This window comes from Pseudomonas sp. HP_08 (assembly GCF_055284095.1).
On the sequence record NZ_JBTOQC010000051.1, the window covers coordinates 281,342 to 299,591 of the forward strand.

Annotated in this window: 13 protein-coding genes; 8 read left to right on the forward strand and 5 right to left on the reverse strand. The window is 59.8% G+C overall.

From position 1 onward, the window contains the following. Positions 1 to 18: 18 nt before the first annotated feature. Positions 19 to 285, reverse strand: coding sequence for a hypothetical protein (locus ACYAS9_RS27785; RefSeq protein ID WP_459746307.1), 267 nt, complete (start codon positions 283 to 285; stop codon positions 19 to 21). Positions 286 to 661: 376 nt separating this feature from the next. On the opposite strand from ACYAS9_RS27785, the gene ACYAS9_RS27790 reads away from it, so the two are divergent. Continuing rightward, positions 662 to 1,987, forward strand: coding sequence for a sigma-54 dependent transcriptional regulator (locus tag ACYAS9_RS27790; RefSeq protein ID WP_463571671.1), 1,326 nt, complete (start codon positions 662 to 664; stop codon positions 1,985 to 1,987). Here ACYAS9_RS27790 and ACYAS9_RS27795 read toward each other — a convergent pair. Together ACYAS9_RS27795 and pnuC are read right to left on the reverse strand one after the other, a co-directional pair. Beyond that, positions 1,980 to 2,528: an AAA family ATPase gene (locus ACYAS9_RS27795; RefSeq protein WP_463571708.1), complete on the reverse strand. Its 549-nt coding sequence runs from the start codon at positions 2,526 to 2,528 to the stop codon at positions 1,980 to 1,982. The two genes, ACYAS9_RS27790 and ACYAS9_RS27795, sit on opposite strands and share 8 nt — an antisense overlap. Further along, a complete protein-coding gene (gene pnuC, locus ACYAS9_RS27800; RefSeq protein WP_463571672.1) occupies positions 2,525 to 3,088 on the reverse strand; it encodes a nicotinamide riboside transporter PnuC in 564 nt (187 codons plus the stop codon). The genes ACYAS9_RS27795 and pnuC overlap by 4 nt, the downstream gene beginning before the upstream one ends. Before the next feature lie 228 nt (positions 3,089 to 3,316). On the opposite strand from pnuC, the gene ACYAS9_RS27805 reads away from it, so the two are divergent. Both ACYAS9_RS27805 and ACYAS9_RS27810 read left to right on the forward strand, forming a co-directional pair. Then, the gene (locus ACYAS9_RS27805) at positions 3,317 to 4,147 is read left to right on the forward strand and encodes an undecaprenyl-diphosphate phosphatase (protein WP_463571673.1); all 831 of its coding nucleotides are present in this window, start codon (positions 3,317 to 3,319) and stop codon (positions 4,145 to 4,147) included. After that, positions 4,144 to 4,569 (forward strand): DUF1294 domain-containing protein, encoded by a 426-nt coding sequence (locus tag ACYAS9_RS27810; protein ID WP_463571710.1) that lies wholly within the window; start codon positions 4,144 to 4,146, stop codon positions 4,567 to 4,569. The genes ACYAS9_RS27805 and ACYAS9_RS27810 overlap by 4 nt, the downstream gene beginning before the upstream one ends. On the opposite strand, the gene ACYAS9_RS27815 is transcribed toward ACYAS9_RS27810, so the two are convergent. Next, on the reverse strand, positions 4,561 to 5,979 hold the full coding sequence (locus ACYAS9_RS27815) for an efflux transporter outer membrane subunit (protein WP_463571674.1): 1,419 nt from the start codon (positions 5,977 to 5,979) through the stop codon (positions 4,561 to 4,563). The genes ACYAS9_RS27810 and ACYAS9_RS27815 overlap by 9 nt on opposite strands. Continuing rightward, a complete protein-coding gene (locus tag ACYAS9_RS27820) occupies positions 5,976 to 6,773 on the reverse strand; it encodes a helix-turn-helix transcriptional regulator (protein WP_463571675.1) in 798 nt (265 codons plus the stop codon). Before ACYAS9_RS27820 ends, ACYAS9_RS27815 begins: the two co-directional genes overlap by 4 nt. A 236-nt stretch (positions 6,774 to 7,009) precedes the next feature. Between ACYAS9_RS27820 and ACYAS9_RS27825 the strand changes: the two genes are divergently transcribed. The 5 genes from ACYAS9_RS27825 to ACYAS9_RS27845 all read left to right on the forward strand — a co-directional run bounded on the left by ACYAS9_RS27825 (position 7,010) and on the right by ACYAS9_RS27845 (position 17,567). Continuing rightward, the gene (locus ACYAS9_RS27825) at positions 7,010 to 13,417 is read left to right on the forward strand and encodes an amino acid adenylation domain-containing protein (RefSeq protein WP_463571677.1); all 6,408 of its coding nucleotides are present in this window, start codon (positions 7,010 to 7,012) and stop codon (positions 13,415 to 13,417) included. 786 nt (positions 13,418 to 14,203) lie between these two features. Next, positions 14,204 to 14,764, forward strand: a complete 561-nt coding sequence (locus tag ACYAS9_RS27830; protein ID WP_463571678.1) for a BRO-N domain-containing protein — start codon at positions 14,204 to 14,206, stop codon at positions 14,762 to 14,764. A gap of 553 nt (positions 14,765 to 15,317) precedes the next feature. Next, positions 15,318 to 15,779, forward strand: a complete 462-nt coding sequence (locus ACYAS9_RS27835; protein WP_463571679.1) for a hypothetical protein — start codon at positions 15,318 to 15,320, stop codon at positions 15,777 to 15,779. A 21-nt stretch (positions 15,780 to 15,800) separates the two neighbouring features. Further along, positions 15,801 to 16,136: a ComEA family DNA-binding protein gene (locus ACYAS9_RS27840; RefSeq protein WP_463571680.1), complete on the forward strand. Its 336-nt coding sequence runs from the start codon at positions 15,801 to 15,803 to the stop codon at positions 16,134 to 16,136. 462 nt (positions 16,137 to 16,598) lie between these two features. Beyond that, the gene (locus ACYAS9_RS27845; RefSeq protein WP_463571681.1) at positions 16,599 to 17,567 is read left to right on the forward strand and encodes a hypothetical protein; all 969 of its coding nucleotides are present in this window, start codon (positions 16,599 to 16,601) and stop codon (positions 17,565 to 17,567) included. Positions 17,568 to 18,250: the final 683 nt, after the last annotated feature.

Genomic DNA, 18,250 nt, shown 5'->3' on the forward strand with positions numbered 1-18,250 from the left:
ACAGGCTTATTAAAACTTTCAGGCCGGCATGGTCCATGGCTGAAGGCTGTAACCGTCGCGGCTTAGTTCTTCGCGTGCTTGTTGCAAGGCGTTGGCCAGTTGCACCGGGTCTGAATAAGTGCCACGTGGAAGTTGTTGGCGTCCAATACGTGCGCTGAAGCGGTCGAGCACTGTCAGGCTCAGTTCGCCATTACCGTCCTGTGGGGCCCAGGCCACGCACTGGAAGGGATGGAAAGCTTTACCGGCAATCAGCAGTGCATCGTTGAAGCGCAGTGGGGCGTTCATGGTCATTTCCTCAAAGTGCCCATTCAGTCCAGTACAGTCTCGTCGGCGGGCATACCGTGCGGCTGGTTACTTGGTTGATGCCGTGGTTGATCAAGGAGTCACACACCTGCTCGATAATTTTCGGATTTTTTACGCCACTGTCGCAATGTAGTAATCCTACGCAACTTTATTGCCGGTTCGAGTGGCTTTTCGGCAGCGTGTACCGTGCAGTTACAGCGTGCTGTAACTGCCGCGGAAATCTGGTTATAGGGCTTAGTCGCAAACGGTACAAGGCTGTGTCAAATATTTGCTAACGTAACATTCACATGCGCCAACACGCTGTTTACACAAAGTTTTTAGACCAATCGCATCGCCGCCGTGCGCCAAGGAAACCCTCATGCCCGAAACGGCCCCCTCGCGACGTCTTTTGATCGTTGACCCCTGTGATGATTGTCACCAGTTGATTCCCGTGTTGCACGCCGCTGGTTGGGGCGTGGACAGCAGTTCGCTGGAATCGGCGCTAGACCTGGGGTGTGATGTAGGTCTGATTCGTCTGATGCCTTACCACTTCGAGCATCCCGAAGCGGTTCGCGAGCTTATTACCCGCAGCAACACTGAATGGATAGCCGTGCTGACGCCCGACGATTTGCGCCGCGAGAAGATCGGCGATTTTGTCTGCGAATGGTTTTTCGACTTTCATACCTTGCCGTTCGACGTGGCCCGTATGCAGGTGACGCTGGGTCGCGCTTACGGCATGGCACGCTTGCGTACCCAAGGGGCGCAGCAGTTGTCGGCCTCGGATCAGGAAATGCTCGGTGAAAGCCGGCCGATCCGTGAATTGCGCCGCTTGCTAGGCAAGCTGGCGCCCACTGAGTCGCCGGTGTTGATCCGTGGCGAGCGGGGCACCGGCAAGGAACTCGTTGCGCGCACCCTGCATAACCAGTCGCAGCGGCGTAACAAGCCGTTTGTGGTGGTGCATTGCGGCGCGATTGCCGAGCATCTGATTCATGCCGAGTTGTTTGGTTATGAGCAGGGTGCGTTCAATGGCGCCCAGGAACGGCGTATCGGGCGCATCGAAGCGGCCGATGGTGGCACGCTGTTTCTCGACGAGATCGGCGATTTGCCGCTGGAAGCGCAGGGCCACTTGTTGCGCTTTCTCCAGGACCGGCAGATCGAGCGCATTGGCGGCAGCGAGCCGATCGCGGTGGATGTGCGGGTACTCGCCGCCACTCATGTCGATCTGGAAGCGGCGATACGCAAGAAGCGTTTTCGCGAAGACCTGTATTACCGCCTCAATGTCTTGCAGGTCGGCACTGCGCCGCTGCGCGAGCGGCATGGCGACCTGGCGATGCTGGCCAACCATTTTGCGCACTTCTACAGCCAGGAAACCGGAAGGCGGGCGCGAAACTTCAGCCAGGATGCGCTGATCGCCATGGGCAAGCATGACTGGCCCGGCAATGTGCGCGAACTGGCCAATCGCGTGCGACGCGGGTTGGTGCTGGCCGAAGGGCGGCAGATCGAAGCCAGTGACCTGGGATTGTTGGGAGAGGAGGAAATGACCAGCAACATGAGCACGCTGGACGAATACAAGTCCCGTGCCGAACGTCAGGCGCTGTGTGATGTGCTGACCCGGCACAGCGATAACCTCAGTGTGGCCGCCAAAGTGCTGGGTATTTCCAGGCCGACGTTTTACCGGTTACTGCACAAACACCAGATCAGGTGATGGCTGCATCGGCATCTGTAGCCGCCAACAAGTGCGCCACCGCCTGCATCACCGTCTCAAGCCGCTCATTCCAGTCACCGCCGACCACCTGATAAGGCTGATCATGGGCTTGCAGCCAGTCGCGGCTGGCGGCAAAAAACGCCAGCCGGTCTTCAAGCGCCGGCTGGCAGCGCTGCCCGTCCTGGGTCCAGTTCACGCCTTCCGGGCTCAATAACAGGTGCAGGTCGTACTGCCGGGCCAGCAGTTGCTGTTCCAGCCAGGCCGGGCAATCGCCGAACAGCGTGCGGCTCCAGAGCATGTTGCTCAGCAGGTGAGTGTCGAGAATCACCAGCGCCGGTGCGGCTGCGCGGGCGGCATCTTCCCAGGCCAGTTGCCCTTGGGCGATGGGCGTGATGTCGGCATAAACCGTGTCGCGGCGTTGTTCGTCGATGAAATGACGCACGTATTCGCCGACCAGCACGCCACCGAAGCGGTTGCGGGTTTCATTGGCCAGCCAGCTCTTGCCGCTGGACTCGGGGCCTGTCAGCACCAGCACTTTCATCGGGCCGGCACCATCGCGATGCGCCATTCGCGCCAGCCCTGGACGGCCAGCAGGGTGAACAGGGCATACAGCGCGGCGGTCAGGTACAGCGCCTTATAAAGGAACAGCCCGACGAAAATCACATCCAGCACGATCCACAGCGGCCAGCATTGCAGGCGCTTCTGCGCCATCCACACCTGCGCGACCAGGCTGAAACCGGTCAGCGCTGCATCCAGCCAGGGCTGCGCGGCATCGGTGAAGTGCGCCATGCCGGCGCCCAGCGCCAGGCTTGCCAGTGCGCCGACTGCCAGCCCGCCCAGCACCGAACTGCCGTGCAGCGTGGTCACGGCCCGCGCCGGCACATTCGCCCCATGGCGCGTCCATTGCCACCAGCCATACACCTGAAGCACCGCGTAGACCACTTGCAGCAGCATGTCCGAGTACAACTTCACATCGAAGAATATCCAGGTGTAGATCAGCACCATGACCAGGCCGATCGGCCAGCACAACGGGTTCTGCCTGACGGTCAGCCAGACCGCGAGTACACCCAGTGCGGCAGCGAACAGTTCAATCCCTGACATGCGGGCTCCTGAATAAAGGCGAATTCGAATGGGCGGCGATTGTAAGCGCATATGACTCATACGGGGAGTCCATGCTGCAGGCGGCTGTACAGGCAACAGACAGGCGCGCCACCTGAGGGTCTGCTAGCATTTGCGCCCTTCGCGGAAGGTATTTATTGCTTTCGCATATCGTTGGACCAACCACAAGACTGACCGGTGCAGCGGATGGCTGCGCCGTATGGGGGAATGATGGATGCATGGGTCGCTGTCCAGGCGTTGATACTGGGCATTGTGGAAGGGTTGACGGAGTTCTTGCCGATTTCGAGCACCGGTCACCAGATTATCGTGGCCGACCTGATCGGCTTCGGTGGCGAACGGGCCATGGCGTTCAACATCATCATTCAGCTCGGCGCGATTCTGGCCGTGGTCTGGGAGTTTCGCAGCAAGATCTTCGAAGTGGTCGTGGGCTTGCCGCGCCAGCGCCAGGCGCAGCGCTTTACCGGTAACCTGCTGCTGGCGTTCCTGCCCGCCGTGGTGCTGGGCGTCTTGTTTGCCGACTGGATCCACCATTACCTGTTCAACCCCATCACCGTGGCCGTGGCGCTGGTGATCGGCGGCATCATCATGCTCTGGGCCGAGCGCCGCGAGCATGTGATCAAGGTCGAGCAGGTCGATGACATGACCTGGAAAGACGCGCTGAAAATCGGCTTCGCCCAGTGCCTGGCGATGATCCCCGGCACGTCGCGCTCCGGCTCGACCATCATCGGCGGCCTGCTGTTCGGCCTGTCGCGCAAGGCGGCCACCGAGTTCTCGTTCTTCTTGGCGATGCCGACCATGGTCGGCGCCGCGGTGTACTCAGGCTACAAGTACCGCGACCTGTTCCAGCCGGAAGACTTCTCGGTGTTTGCCGTGGGCTTTGTGGTGTCGTTCATCTTCGCGATGATCGCTGTGCGCGGCTTGCTCAAGTTCATTGCCAGCCACAGCTATGCGCTGTTCGCCTGGTACCGCATTGCCTTCGGCCTGCTGATCCTGGCCACCTGGCTGTTCGGCTGGGTCGACTGGTCCACGGCGCAAGGCTGATGGCGCGCTCGCGCACTGCACCTCCGGCGCGCCAGGCGGTACGCGCGCCGGGGCTCAAGCTGCTGGTCTGGCTGATCCTGTGCGGGTTGCCGGTGGCCGGGCTGTTCAGCCTGTGGCAAGAACAGGGCATTCGCCTGGCGGCGCTGGTGTACCTGTTGCCCAGCCTGCTGGCGCTGCTGCTGTACCGGCACGACAAACGCCAGGCCGGACAGGGCGGCCAGCGCACCCCGGAAAACCTGCTGCACGGCATCGAACTGCTGGGCGGCTGGCCTGGGGCCTTGCTCGCCCAGCAACTGTTTCGGCACAAGACCCGCAAGCTGTCGTATCAACTGGTGTTCTGGCTGATTGTGATTGCGCACCAGCTCTTCTGGGTCGACTGGCTGTTTCTGCAGCGGCAGTTGTCAGGGCTGGTTCTAGCGTAGCGGCGCTTCGTGCAGTGCCGCCACCTCCCATCCACCGCCCAGCGCGGCATACAAATCCACCTCTGCCACCCACTGCGCCAAGCGGTCGCCGATCAACGCCTCGCGGGCGCTGTACAGCGAGCGCTTGGCATCAAGAAATACCAGGCTGCTGTCGACGCCATTGCTGTAGCGCTGTTCGGCCAGGCGGTAGTAATCCTCCGAGGCCTTGACCAGGTCGCGTTGCGCCTGCAACTGGGCCTGGTAGGTCTGGCGTGCGGCCAAGCCGTTGGCGACTTCCTGAAAGGCGGTCTGAATCGACTTTTCGTACTGTGCCACCGTCACCTCTTTTTGCAGCCGGGCGTAATCCAGGCTGGCCTTGAGGCTGCCGGCATTGAAGATCGGCAGGTTGATCTGCGGCTGAAACGTCCAGCTTCCCGAACCGCCCTTGAACAGCCCGGCCAGGTCGGTGCTGGAGGTGCCCGCGTTGGCGGTCAGGCTGATGCTGGGAAAAAACGCCGCCCGGGCCGCGCCGATATTGGCGTTGGCGGCCTTCAGCTGAAATTCGGCCTGCAGAATGTCCGGGCGTCGTTGCAGCAAATCCGAGGGCAGCCCGGCGGGCAACGAGGCGATCGGGTCAGTGTCCAGGCCAATCGCTGGCAAGTTGTCGGGTACCGCTATGCCCACCAGCAGGCTCAGGTTATTCAAGTCCTGGGCCACCTGGCGCTGGTAGCGGGCCAGATTGGCGCGGCTGGCGTCGACGCGGGTGCGCGCCTGGGCCTGTTCCAGCGCCGACTGCCTGCCCGCCTCGCGGCTGCGACGGGTCAGGCGCAGGGTGTCTTCGTCGGCGGTCAGCGTCTGGCGGGTCACTTCCAGCAGTGCCTGATCGGCGCGCCAGGTCAACCAGGCACGGCTGACATTGGCCACCAGGCTCAATTGCACCGCACGCCGCGACTGCTCGTTGGCCTGCCAGGTCAACAGCGCCTGTTCGCTGAGGCTGCGCACCCGGCCGAAGGCGTCCAGCTCATAGGCACTGATGCCCAGCGTCGCCGAAGCGCTGCTACTGATCGCAGGCTCCCCGGTGCCGGTCAGGCTGGGCGGCACACGCTGGCGCGATTGAGTGACGTTGGCCGACAGCGCCGGCAGCAGATCAGCGCGTTGAATCCGGTACTGCGCCTGAAACGCCTCAACATTCAGCACCGCCACCCGCAGATCACGATTATTGACCAGCGCCTGTTCGATCAGGCGGCGCAGTTGCGGGTCATGGAACAGGGGCTGCCAGTCGCCCGTGGTGCTGGCCGCGGCGTCTCTGGCCGGGTAAGCCTGGCCTTGCGGGTACTGATCGGGGCTGGGCGAGGGCGGGCGCTGGTAGTCGGGAATCAGCGAGCAGCCCGCCAGACCGATCGCCAACACCACGATGGGCAAGCGCTTCATACGCCGGCCATCCACTTGGCCAGGCCATGCCGGCCACTGACGCCCAGCTTGGCGGCGGCGCGCTTGAGGTAGGTTTCGACCGAGCTGTTCTTGACCTTCAGCTTTTCTGCCATCTGCGGCACGGTGCCGCCGGTCAACAAGCCCAGGCAGACTTCCTGTTCACGCGCCGACAAGGTGATCTCGCCCAGCGCCAGGCGCTCGGTGAACGCCTGATGCAGCGGCAACGCTTGCTGTTTACGCAACGACAAACCCGGTTTGCGCGCGGTGACCTGGCGTTCGACCTGCGCATGTCGCTCGATCAGCGGCAACAGGGTGTCGGACAGGTTCTTCAGAAACGACGATTCCGACAGGGAAAACAGCCGTTGGGTTGGCGTGCGGTACAGCGAAATGACGCAGCGCCGATTGCCGCTGCGCGACACCAGGCTGCACTGATGGGCACTTTCGTGCTGCGCACGCGGCTGCACCGGGGCGCGCAACTGGATCAGCAGCGAATCGTCCATGTCCAGCATGTTGGGCAACAGCAGGTGTTCCTGCCGGTCAATCGGTGTTTGTTCTGTGCTCAGCTGCGAAGGGGGGCCGGCGCGGCCCAACGGCTTGACCTGCATCACGCCGCAGGCCTGGCGCTCATCAAGAATCCATTCACTGAGTTCCAGCCATTTGATCGGCACCAGCGGGTCGATCAGGCGGAACATATGGGCGGCAAAGGCTTCGCTGCCGGTGCTGGAAATCAGCTCACCCAGTTGCAGATAAAACTGCGGGCTGTGGACGTCCCGAATGCGGTCGGTGAGGTTCATCTGTTTATCATCCTTGAAGTCGAGCCAAGGCCCGGCGGTATTCGTGTTTCGTCGACGATTTAATCCCAGGCATTTGGCCTGCGTCTGTAGTGGAAAACAGGGACACGTGGCGACACCTTTTCAGACGAATCGGGTCGCCTATTCTGCAGAACCTTACAACTGTCCGGGTTTCGGGGGGCATGCAGTACCTGGGGGCGGTGCTTAAATCCGGCGCAGAATCATATGAGACGGACCTTATGAACCTCCTTTGCGCTGCCCTGCCTGTCGCTGTCACCACCCCGACCTTGCCGTTGACCTGCGCCCAGCGCGATATCTGGCTTGACCAACTGAGCCGTGGCGACTCGCCGCTGTACAACATCGGCGGCTATGTGGAACTCAACGGCGAGCTGGATGCGGCATTGTTGCAGCGTGCCGTGGAGCACCTGGTCAGCCGCCACGATGCCTTGCGCACCGTGCTGCTGCCGGGGGCCGGTGCTGACGGTCTGCCCTTGCAGACCTTTGCCGACAGCGTACCGGTGAGCGTGCCGCACTACGATTGCTCGTCGCTGGACGCGCCCGAAAGCGCAGCGCAAGCGCTGATCCAGGAACAGATGCGCCGTAGCTACGCGCTCGACAGCAGCCCGCTGTTTCGGTTTTTCCTGATCCGTCTCGATGCGCAGCGCCACTTTCTCGCCACCCAGGCCCACCACCTGATTCTCGATGGCTGGGGCTTCGGCCAGATGCTCAAGTCGCTGGGCGAGATCTACAGCGCCCTGAGCGCCGGCCAGCCAGCACCTGCGGCCGCACCGTCCTACATCGAATTCATCGCCGACGACACGCGCTATCAGGATTCGCCGCGCCACGCCCAGGACCGCGCCTGGTGGCTGAACAAATACGCCAGTATTCCCGACCCGCTGCTGACCCCGCGCTACCGTGCAACCTCCAGCCAGACGACACCCAGCCACACGCTGGTGCAGCCGTTCTGCTCCGAGCTGCACACGCGCATGCAGCACGTGGCGCGCGAGCATCAGGCGTCGGCCTTTCAGGTGTTGCTGGCAGCGCTGCATGTGTATTTCAGCGGCACGGCCCAACGTGACGAATGGGTGGTGGGCCTGCCGATCCTCAACCGTGCCGGGGCGCGGTTCAAATCCACGCTGGGGTTGTTCGCCCAGGTCAGCGCGGTGTGCCTGCGCTTCGGCCGCCAGTTGACCTTTGCCGAACTGCTGCGCGGGGTGCGCGACGAACTGCGCCAGGACTTTCGCCACCAGCGCCTGCCGCTCAGCGAGCTGAACCGCGCCCTGGGCCTGCTGCGCGAAGACCGCGCACAATTGTTTGAAGTGTCGGTGTCCTGGGAACAGGACGACCACGACTACCGCTATGGCGAGGCAGTGGCGCACACGGTCAAGGTTTCCAACCGCCACGAGCCGACACCGCTGGCCATTCACCTGCGCAGCAACCGCTACAACGACAAGGCCTGGATTCATTTCGTCTACAACGAGGCCTATTTCCAGGCCGATGAAGTCCAGGCCCTGGCCGACCGGTTGATGCACGTGATGGAGCAGGCGCTGGAGCATCCTCAACGGTGCGTGGCGGCGTTCACCTTGAGCACGCCGGATGAGCGGGCGCAGATAGACGCATGGAACCAGACCGGGGCCGCCTATCCGCAAGGGCTGACGATTCACCAGCGAATAGAACAACAGGCGCAGGCACGGCCAGACGCTGTAGCGGCTGTTTATGCAGGGCAGCCGCTGACCTATGGCGAACTGAACCGGCAGGCCGACGGGCTGGCGCTGCACCTGCTCGGGCTGGGCGTTCAGGCGGATGACCGTATCGCCGTCGTCGCGCGGCGCGGGCTGGAGACGCTGGTCGGGTTGCTGGCGGTTTTGAAAGCGGGGGCCGGCTATGTGCCGATTGACCCGGCGCATCCGCAGGAGCGGATCGAGTATTTACTGACGGACAGCGAGCCAAAAGTGGTGCTGACCCTCCGCGCATTGCGCGGACGCTTGCCCGACTTGGCTGTGCCGGTTATTGATCTGGACCGTGGTGAATTCTTCGCGGCTAAAGCCGCTCCTACGCGAAAAATGCGGTCCGTCGTAGGAGCGGCTTTAGCCGCGAAGGCCACCCACACACTGGCCTACGTGATCTACACCTCCGGCTCCACCGGCCGCCCCAAAGGCGTCATGGTCGAACATCAAACCTTGTCGAATCTGGTCGACTGGCACTGCCAGACCTTCGATCTGAAACCCGGCACACACACCTCCAGCCTCGCCGGCTTCGGCTTCGATGCCACTGCCTGGGAAATCTGGCCAGCCCTGTGCAGCGGCGCAACCCTGCATCTGGCCCCGAGTCAGGACGGCGCCGAAGACATTGATGCCTTGCTCAACTGGTGGCGCGCCCAGCCGCTGGATGTCAGCTTCCTGCCCACGCCCATCGCCGAGTACGCCTTCAATCACGACACACCACACCCAACCCTGCGCACCTTGCTGATCGGCGGCGACCGCCTGCGCCAGTTTCCGCACAACCAGCGCTTCGAGGTGGTCAACAACTACGGCCCGACCGAAGCCACCGTCGTCGCCACCTCGGGCCTGGTACAAGCAGGCCAGCCGCTGCACATCGGCAAACCCATGGCCAACGCCAAGGCCTATGTGCTGGATGAACAGCAAAATCCAGTCCCGATCGGCGTCACCGGCGAGCTGTATGTCGGCGGTGCCGGCGTCGCCCGTGGCTATCTGAATCGTCCCGACCTAAGCGCCGAGCGCTTTCTCAAAGACCCGTTCAGCCCGCAACCCAAGGCGCGCATGTACAGAACCGGCGACCTGGTGCGCTGGCTGGCCGATGGCAATCTCGAGTACCTGGGCCGCAACGACGATCAGGTCAAGATCCGTGGCGTACGTGTCGAGCTGGGTGAAATCGAAGCCGCGCTGACCAGCCACCCGGAAATCAAAGAGGCCGTGGCACTAGTGCGCGACGGCCAGTTGCTGACCTGGTTCACTGCCCACCATCCGCTGCCTGTCGCGCACCTGCACCAGCATCTGAAACAACGCCTGCCCGTCGCTTTGTTGCCCGCCGCTTATGTGCGCTTGCAGCACTTTCCGCTGACCGCCAACGGCAAGCTGGACCGCAAGGCCTTGCCGGCACCGGGCATCGACGCCTCGATCCGCGGTGAGTACCAGGCCCCGCAAGGGGAAGTCGAAATCCTGCTGGCCGCGCTGTGGGCCGAGTTGCTGGGCGTGGAAAAGGTCGGCCGCGAGGATCACTTCTTCGAACTGGGCGGGCATTCGTTGCTGGCGGTCAAACTGGTCGAGCGCATGCGCCGCCAGGGCCTTGGCGCCGATGTACAGGTGCTGTTCGGCCAGCCAACCCTGGCCAGCCTGGCGGCAGCCGTCAGCAGCGACCGTGAGGTAGACGTGCCCGGCAATCGCGTGCCGGCCGGCTGCACGCAAATCACCCCGGACACGCTGGCCCTGCTGACGCTGGACCAGGCCAGCATCGAGCGCATCGTTGCCAGCGTGCCGGGCGGCGCGGCCAATGTGCAGGAAATCTACCCGCTGGCGCCGCTGCAACACGGTCTGCTGTACCACCACATGACCGCCGGCCAGCGCGATCCCTACCAACAACAGGCGGTCTTTGCCTTTGCCAGCCGCGAGCGCCTCGATGCCTTTATTGCCGCGCTGCAACAGGTCATCGCGCGTCACGACATTCTGCGCACCAGCCTGTTCTGGGAAGGCCTGGAACAACCGGTGCAAGTGGTGTGGCGCGAGGCGCTGCTGCCGATCGAAACCCTGATCCTGGCGTCAGGCGATGCCATCGGGCAGTTATGTGCAGCCTTCGAGCCTGGCGTGCGCCCGCTGGATATCCGCCGTGCGCCGATGATGGCCCTGGCCTGTGCCGAAGACCCCGACCAGCCGCGCTGGCTGGGCCTGTTGCAGTTTCATCACCTGATCAACGACGCCACCTCTACCGCTGTGTTGATGACAGAAATCAAGGCCCTGCTGCACGACGCCGGCGCCAGCCTTTCGGCACCGGTGCCGTACCGCAACTATGTGGCGCAGGCCGGCGCGGCCAACCGTCAGGCCGGGCATGAGCAGTTCTTCAGTCAATTGCTCGGCGATGTCGACGAGCCAACCCTGGCCTTCGACCTGCGCGAACGCCCGCTGGACGACCGCGACCATCAAGAGGCGCGGGCCTGGCTCGACGATGCGCTCAGCGAACAACTGCGTGCCCAGGCGCGGCAGTGGGGCGTCAGCACGGCAAGCCTGTTTCACCTTGCGTGGGCGCACGTGCTCGGCAGCCTGGCCGGGCGCCAGGACGTGGTGTTCGGCACCGTGCTGCTTGGCCGCCTGCTGGCCGGCGAGGGCGCCGACCGGGCGCTGGGCATGTTCATCAACACCTTGCCGCTGCGCATCGACCTGGCCGGGCAAAGCGTCAGCGCCGCTGCCTTGCAGACCCATGCACGGCTGGCGGCGCTGCTCGCCCATGAACACGCGCCCCTGGCGCTGGCCCAGCGCTGCAGCGCACTGGCGGCCGGCACGCCGCTGTTCAACAGCCTGCTCAACTACCGCCATGCGCAGCCCGAGCCCGAACTGCCCGGCATCGACCGCCTGAGCAGCACCGAAGTGGTCAGCTACGCCTTGATGCTCGCGGTCGACGACACCGCCAGCGGTTTGCGCATTACTGCGCGAGTGCCGCGTCAGATTGGCGCGCAGCGGGTGCTCGACTACCTGCGCAGCGCCTTGCTGGGCCTGGCCGACGCACTGGCGCAAGCGCCGCACCGCGCACTTGGCGACGTGCCGGTGCTGCCCGAAGCCGAGCGCCGCCAGTGGCTGGTGGACTACAACGCCACCGCCGTCGAGTGGCCGCTGGAGCAGGGCATTCAGGCGCTGTTCGAAGAGCAGGTGCGCCGCCAGCCACGCGCCATCGCCCTGCAAGCCGGCGACAGCCGCCTGAGTTATCAAGCCCTGAACCAGCAAGCCAACCGCCTGGCCCATCACCTGATCGCGCTGGGTGTAAAGCCCGACGACCGGGTCGGACTGTGTGTCGAGCGCGGGCTGGAACTGGTCATCGGCCTGCTGGGCATTCTCAAGGCCGGCGCCGCGTATGTGCCGCTCGACCCCGGATACCCGTCCGAACGCCTCGACTTCATGCTCGACGACAGCGCCCCGGTGGCGGTGCTGGTGCACGCGGCGACCCGTGAGCGCGTGGTGGCGGATGATCGAACACTGCTCGACTTCGACCGCTGCGACTGGCACGCACAACCCGAACATGACCCGCAGTTGCCAGACTTCAGCGCCTCGAACCTGGCCTACATGATCTACACCTCCGGCTCTACCGGCACGCCCAAAGGCGTGATGCTCCAGCACCGTGGCCTGTGCAACCTGGTGCGCTGGGGCTCGCAACTGATTGCGCCGCGTGCCGAGGTCGCCTTGCTGCAAAAAGCCCCGTTCAGCTTCGACGGCTCGGTGTGGGAATTCTTCTGGCCGCTGAGCGCCGGCCTGCGCCTGGTGCTGGCGCGCCCCGACGGTCACCGCGACCCCGATTACCTGGTGCGCGAAGTGCGCGAGCAACGCATCAGCGTGGTCAAATTCGTGCCGGCGCTGCTGCAACAGTTTCTCGAAGCCGACGGCGTCGAACAGTGCCACAGCCTGACCGACGTCGTGTGCGGTGGCGGCGAACTCACCGCCGCGCTGGCCCGTCTGGTCCGCGAACGCCTGCCGCAGGTGCGCCTGCACAACGTCTACGGCCCCACCGAAACCACCGTCGACAGCACCGCCTTCACCCTCGAACCCGACGCGCCGCTGCCCGACAGCCAGTTGCCGATTGGCCGGCCATTGCCCAACACTCGCGTCTACGTGCTCGACGCCCAGGACCGTCCGGTGCCGCACGGCGTCAGCGGCCAACTGCACATCGGCGGCGTCGGCGTCGCGCGCGGCTATCGCGGCCTGACACAACTCAACGGCGAACGCTTCATCGACAGCCCCTTCGTGCCCGGCGACCGCCTGTACCGCAGCGGCGACCTGGTGCGCCTGCGCCCCGATGGCGAGATCGAATTTCTGGGTCGCAACGACTTTCAGGTCAAACTGCACGGCCTGCGCCTCGAACTGGGTGAAATCGAAGCCCGCCTGACCCAACACCCGGCTTTGCGCGAAGCCGTGGTAATGCTGCGCGAACAACGCCTGGTGGCGTACTTCACCCTGCAACCCGGCCAGCCCGCACCCGGCATCGAAGCCCTGCGCGCCTTTGTACTGGCGCAACTGCCCGACTACATGGTGCCCTCCGCCTACGTCACCCTCGACGCACTGCCACTGAGCCCCAACGGCAAAGTCGAACGCAAAGCGTTGCCGGCCCCGGATCAACACGCACTGCTCAGCCGCGACTATCAAGCGCCGCAAGGCGAGGTCGAAACCATCCTGGCCCGCGTCTGGGCACAGCTTTTGGGCGTGGAACGGGTAGGGCGCGACGACAACTTCTTCGAACTGGGCGGGCACTCGCTGCTGGCTGTCACCCTGGTTGCACGGTTGCGACAGGCCGGGCTGCATGCGGATGCCAGAACTTTGTTCAGCCACCCGACCTTGCAGGCATTGGCGGCGCAGACACGGCGGCAAGTGGAACAACAAGCCATTCCGGCGACCACCATTCCGGCGTTGAATCGCAAGCGGAGGATTTGAGCGCAGACAACAGCGCAGTAAAAACAGGCCTGTAAAAGTAATGCCGATCAGTCAAGGCAAAACACGGATCCGTAGGAGTGAGCGCAAGCTCGCGAATGCTGCACTACAAACACAGCCGATGTGCCGGTTTTACGGGCCCTTCCGCAAGCTACCGGGCGGCGATCCGATTCACTCCTATGGATTCGGTGCCAGGCTAAATATCGGCGCAAACCATCTTGACTGATCGGCATTAGCCTGTGGCTGGGGCTCTGCCGGAATACCGGGCCGCCGCTAACGGCTGCCTAGCAGTCGTAAATTCTCAGCATTTAAACAATTCGCGCTTAGCCGCTCGGTCGCGACCAAGACAGTTCACCACTCGGCAGAACACGCGATCAATCACTGGATACGATGACAAGTCAGCAGCCGTTAGATTCCAGCGTTTCACAAACCTCGCCACCCCCAAACCAACCCGCACCTCTGTAGCCCGATTCTGAAATATCTGTAATCACCCGGTAATAACCTGCCATCACTTGTGATGACTATCTTGCTTCGTTAACCTGCGCGCCTCTCGCTGCCAAATCAGCGAGGCGGGTTTGGCGACCCGTAAATAGTCGGCATTGCAGTGCTACAGCACGATCGCAAGCGCATAACCGCGCGCGCAAATCGTGTCATGGCGGCTGCACGTGGGAGGCCTTCGGGCCTGCCGGGTTGCCTTCTACTCCGGTTCGCCAACCTGCGTGCAGCTGTCACCCATTGTTTGGCGACGATTCGTGGCAGTTCCTCATTCACAAGGAAGGAATGCCGCTTATGCAAAATCTGACTCCCAGCGCCCCAATTCTGGAGCTCTACCCCGCTGAATGCTTTTTCCGCCATCACCGCCGCCTGCGCACCATCCGCCACGACGGCCAAGCCTGGTTCTGCCTCCCCGACCTTGCCCGCCTGATGGGCGTGCGACTCGACGAACGCTGCACGATAAAACTCGATCCTGACCAACGCCGGACGGCCTGGCTTGAATGTCATGGCATTTGGGAAAAATGCCTGATGATTAGTGAATCCGGAGTGTTTGCTTTGTTGATTCATCATTACGTGCCGGAGAACCGGGCGTTGCGGCAATGGTTGACGCATGAGGTGCTGCCGGAGCTGCACAAGCGGGCGGAGCGGATGGTGGAAGAGCCGGATGTGAGTCGGCTGGAGTGGTTGGGGAATACGTTGTTGATGTTGCAGTGGAAGAATGAGAGCTGGGTGAGGTGGCGGGATATGCCGTGTTTGGTGGCGGAGGTGCCGAGGGGGCGGGGGATGTGGCGGCGGGTTTGGGATTGGTTTTGTTGCAGCGACTCAGCTGTGCTGAGGGGCAATGATTTTCTATAGCTAAACAGCAAGGCGCCCGGTAGGACGCTATCGGCCAGAATCGATTGAGGCTGAGTGTGCTCATGGATATATTTAGCCAGATGTATTCAACCAAAGCATGAATGATGTTCAACGTAAGTCGCCTCTATCTCAGTGGTTGTAATTTGCGTACTATTTGCAAAGAAAAATCCATTTTAATTTTTTGTCTTGCGAGTGGGCTATGACGTAAAAAGCTGAAGCTTTGAATTTATTAGAGCAGGTTTTAAAGGGTTTGGAGTCGCCAAAGGGTTCGGTTTTTTCGTCAGTGCAAAAATTATCGCGCGCAGCAGTGCTGGTTGATAAAGTCGATATTCAAGCAAGTATGGTGCAAAATTCATTTTGGTGATCATAATTATGTTGGCTAATTGAAAAAGCTATTGGCTGCTGTGACTAAAGGCGACCATTCAGTGAAGAGGTTAAGCAGCAAGAAATTGATAGGGTTGTCTCAGAGCTTGAAAAGCTTGGCATAAAGCGCAAGCTGCACTTTGTTACCGAAGAGCTAATACTGAAAAATAGTGCCGCAGGTGGCGGTTATTTGAGTATTGAGTTTGTCGAGGAACGGTACTCTGATCTTGCTCGCATCAAGAAAGGTAACGATGGGGTCTATTATAAAACACCTCTGTATAACCACCTTGGTTATGTTCGCAGGAAGGCGCATGAGTTTGCTACTGAGCTTTATAATAAATTGCGTTTTTCGGGAGCGATCAGTAGTAGCTTTGATTTATTAAAAACAATTATCGATGACAAGCTTTTTGATCTGAACCCATTGTTGGCTGAGCAGCTCATGATAGCTTTTCGTTCAGTATCCGCGACTAAGGCCGAAGAGTGGTCTCAAGCACTTACATCATGTAGACGGATTCTCGAGGGCCTGGCTGACGAGCTTTGCCCTGCAAATCAACCCCCCCATAAAGGGCGGATCCTTGGTCAGGGACAGTATGTGAATAAACTTGAGCTTTTATGCATAATGCTATTGAATCAGAAAGTAATCGAGATTTAGCCAAGGCACATGTGGACTTTCTTGGCTCATGGCTTGAAAAACAAAAAAATAATTAATAAAAGCGTTCACGCTGATGTTGAGCAGGTAGAAGCTGTCAAGGCTGTCTTTCATATATGTCTCATAATTGCAGGCCTTCTGGAATATATGGATGCATCCCAAAGGACTATGACTACTCTGGATATTAACGTCTCGACCATTGATGAGATTGAAGCATTGCTGGATGTGAGTAGAAGTACTGCGAAAGAAATCATCAAGGCGCGATTCCAGTTTGGAGGGCTAGATAAGGATTCGTTGTCCAAGGTTAAGGGCGTGGGTACAAAAACTATGTCGAGAGCAATTGAGGTATTCAATCTATAGCAAGAAAAATTCTATCTCTTGTTGCTTCACAAAAAGTAGGAGCGGCGTCGCTTCTACTTTCTAAAAGTCATATTCGCTCAAATTGGGAAAATACGGCTTTTCTAGAATTTCCGCTTTTGGCCGACTCTGTTGAAAAATTCGGCGATGGCATTCCACCGCAGAAAAGTATGCGCTTGAGATTGAAAACCTCATTTTGACCCGAGGAATTCTGGAATAAGATTACGCGAAACGGCTCGAAAAATTGTCATTTTTATAGCGTGTAGCATGGTGTAGTCTGGAAGGACCATATTTTTCAATAGAATCGGCCGATAGCTGTAACTCACAAATGGCCGCTGTTGACGCAGAGTTTGTAAGGACGTCGTGTTAGAAAATTTAGGTTGAGTGGAGAGCCGACGTTGTATTGGTGCTCTTTTTTTGGTATTAAGGCTGCAGGAATTTTCTCAGCAAGCCACTAGGATCTCTATGACACGTTACCTAGATACTATCCCCGAACCGTGGTCGGTAGATGATATTCGCGCTGCGATAATGAATAAGATTGGAGAGGCCCAACGAACAATTGACGATACCGCAGGTGGACGTCTTTGGAATGCAGTAGAAGAGCTGGATGATACAGTGTGGGTTTTTCAGACTAGCGCAGATGAGTTGTTTCAGGTAATCAGCTTGTTTTCGGAGAGAACAAAGGATTCAGGCTTTTGGGAAGAGACAAACAAAGTAGATTCGGAGTATTTTTGTAAGGAAGTTAAGCGGAAGCTGTTTTACACTACGACGTCTGTGATGGCTCTCGTAGAGGTCTCTAGGATTTTCAATAAAAAATGGCCGGTCGCAGGATACGATGATAAGTTGAAAGCCTATTTTGCTACACCGGGCTTGCATAGGTTTCTTCAGGATCTTCGAAATTACAACTCTCACAGACGGATTGTGGCGGCGGATTGGGTGATCAATTACGACCTTGAAAAAGGCGGGCGGGTTGCTCGGTTTGTGGTTGTGCGTGAGGACTTACTCGCCTGGGACGGCTGGAAAGCTGAGGCCAAGCTGTTTATCGAAAATGCTGGGGAAAGCATTGATATAGGAGCTACGCTTTTTGAGTATAAAAAACAGGTGAAATCTTTTTACGAGTGGCTCAAGGGTGCCGTGCTCGTCCAATATGCTGGTCTCCTACAGCAATACTTCGAGTACAAGCGAATTCACCAAGGCCTTAATCAGCAAATGAAGTGGAGTCTTATTCTCGGGCATGTGCCTGCAGGGCTGAATCCGTATCAGTATTTAGCGCGGTACCTGACGGCGGATCAGCTTGAGAAGGTGATGTCGTTCGAGCACCGCAGTGACGCGCAGATTAAGTCCTTAGTGTCTGTGTTGGATATGGAGCAATTCTGCGATACCCATCTCATGAGCAAGGTGAAGAAGCTTTTCCAGATGCAGGCAGAATCTTAGTCAATTGTTTCTGGCAGTTGCGATCCTGCTACTGAGCATCTCTTGGTGTCGAGGGATAGGCGCGTATCAGTCGATGTCCAATCCCTCTTTATTAGCTAGCCGACCAAGACTGTTTGCGACTCAAATGGCCGGCAATGACCACCGTCGAAATAGTATCTGCGCATTTGGTTGCAACGACGTTAGGGCTGTTTTTGGGGGGCTTCCTTGGACTTGATCAACTACTCACGAAAAAACTAGAGCATGTTGCGATTCGGGATCAAACCCGTCTTGAGTAATTTGGCAAAGCGCTGGAAGTTCATACGGTCAAGTATTTGGTACTCGACCTTTTCGTCAGACAGGTTGAAAGCTGCTGAAGCGCAAGCAAACGAATCATGAGTTCTGTGGGATATGACGGCCAACCGCTCTTGACCCTGCTGGGTCTTGGAATTTAGCGGTCAATCTTGGCGGCGATGGCAGTGCAATCAACGTGCGCGTTCACTACTGCGAGTGAATCACTGAGCTGGTCTAGCTTCGCTTCATGTTTTTGGTCGGAAGACAAAGTGAACTTGGGAGCAGGCCTACCTGAGTCAAGACGCTGGTAGTACAGCCTCGGATACCGAAACTTGGTTTTTTTGAGGTGCTCCAGAGTGTAAAAAACTCAGATATCACAGGCACAGAGTGTCGACGGTGAGTAATATATATCC

Bases quoted from the DNA above. Each gene is read 5' to 3' on its own strand.
- ACYAS9_RS27785 (WP_459746307.1), bottom strand. From the start codon at position 285: ATGAACGCCCCACTGCGCTTCAACGATGCACTGCTGATTGCCGGTAAA.
- ACYAS9_RS27790 (WP_463571671.1), top strand. From the start codon at position 662: ATGCCCGAAACGGCCCCCTCGCGACGTCTTTTGATCGTTGACCCCTGT.
- ACYAS9_RS27795 (WP_463571708.1), bottom strand. From the start codon at position 2,528: ATGAAAGTGCTGGTGCTGACAGGCCCCGAGTCCAGCGGCAAGAGCTGG.
- pnuC (WP_463571672.1), bottom strand. From the start codon at position 3,088: ATGTCAGGGATTGAACTGTTCGCTGCCGCACTGGGTGTACTCGCGGTC.
- ACYAS9_RS27805 (WP_463571673.1), top strand. From the start codon at position 3,317: ATGGATGCATGGGTCGCTGTCCAGGCGTTGATACTGGGCATTGTGGAA.
- ACYAS9_RS27815 (WP_463571674.1), bottom strand. From the start codon at position 5,979: ATGAAGCGCTTGCCCATCGTGGTGTTGGCGATCGGTCTGGCGGGCTGC.
- ACYAS9_RS27820 (WP_463571675.1), bottom strand. From the start codon at position 6,773: ATGAACCTCACCGACCGCATTCGGGACGTCCACAGCCCGCAGTTTTAT.
- ACYAS9_RS27825 (WP_463571677.1), top strand. From the start codon at position 7,010: ATGAACCTCCTTTGCGCTGCCCTGCCTGTCGCTGTCACCACCCCGACC.
- ACYAS9_RS27830 (WP_463571678.1), top strand. From the start codon at position 14,204: ATGCAAAATCTGACTCCCAGCGCCCCAATTCTGGAGCTCTACCCCGCT.
- ACYAS9_RS27845 (WP_463571681.1), top strand. From the start codon at position 16,599: ATGACACGTTACCTAGATACTATCCCCGAACCGTGGTCGGTAGATGAT.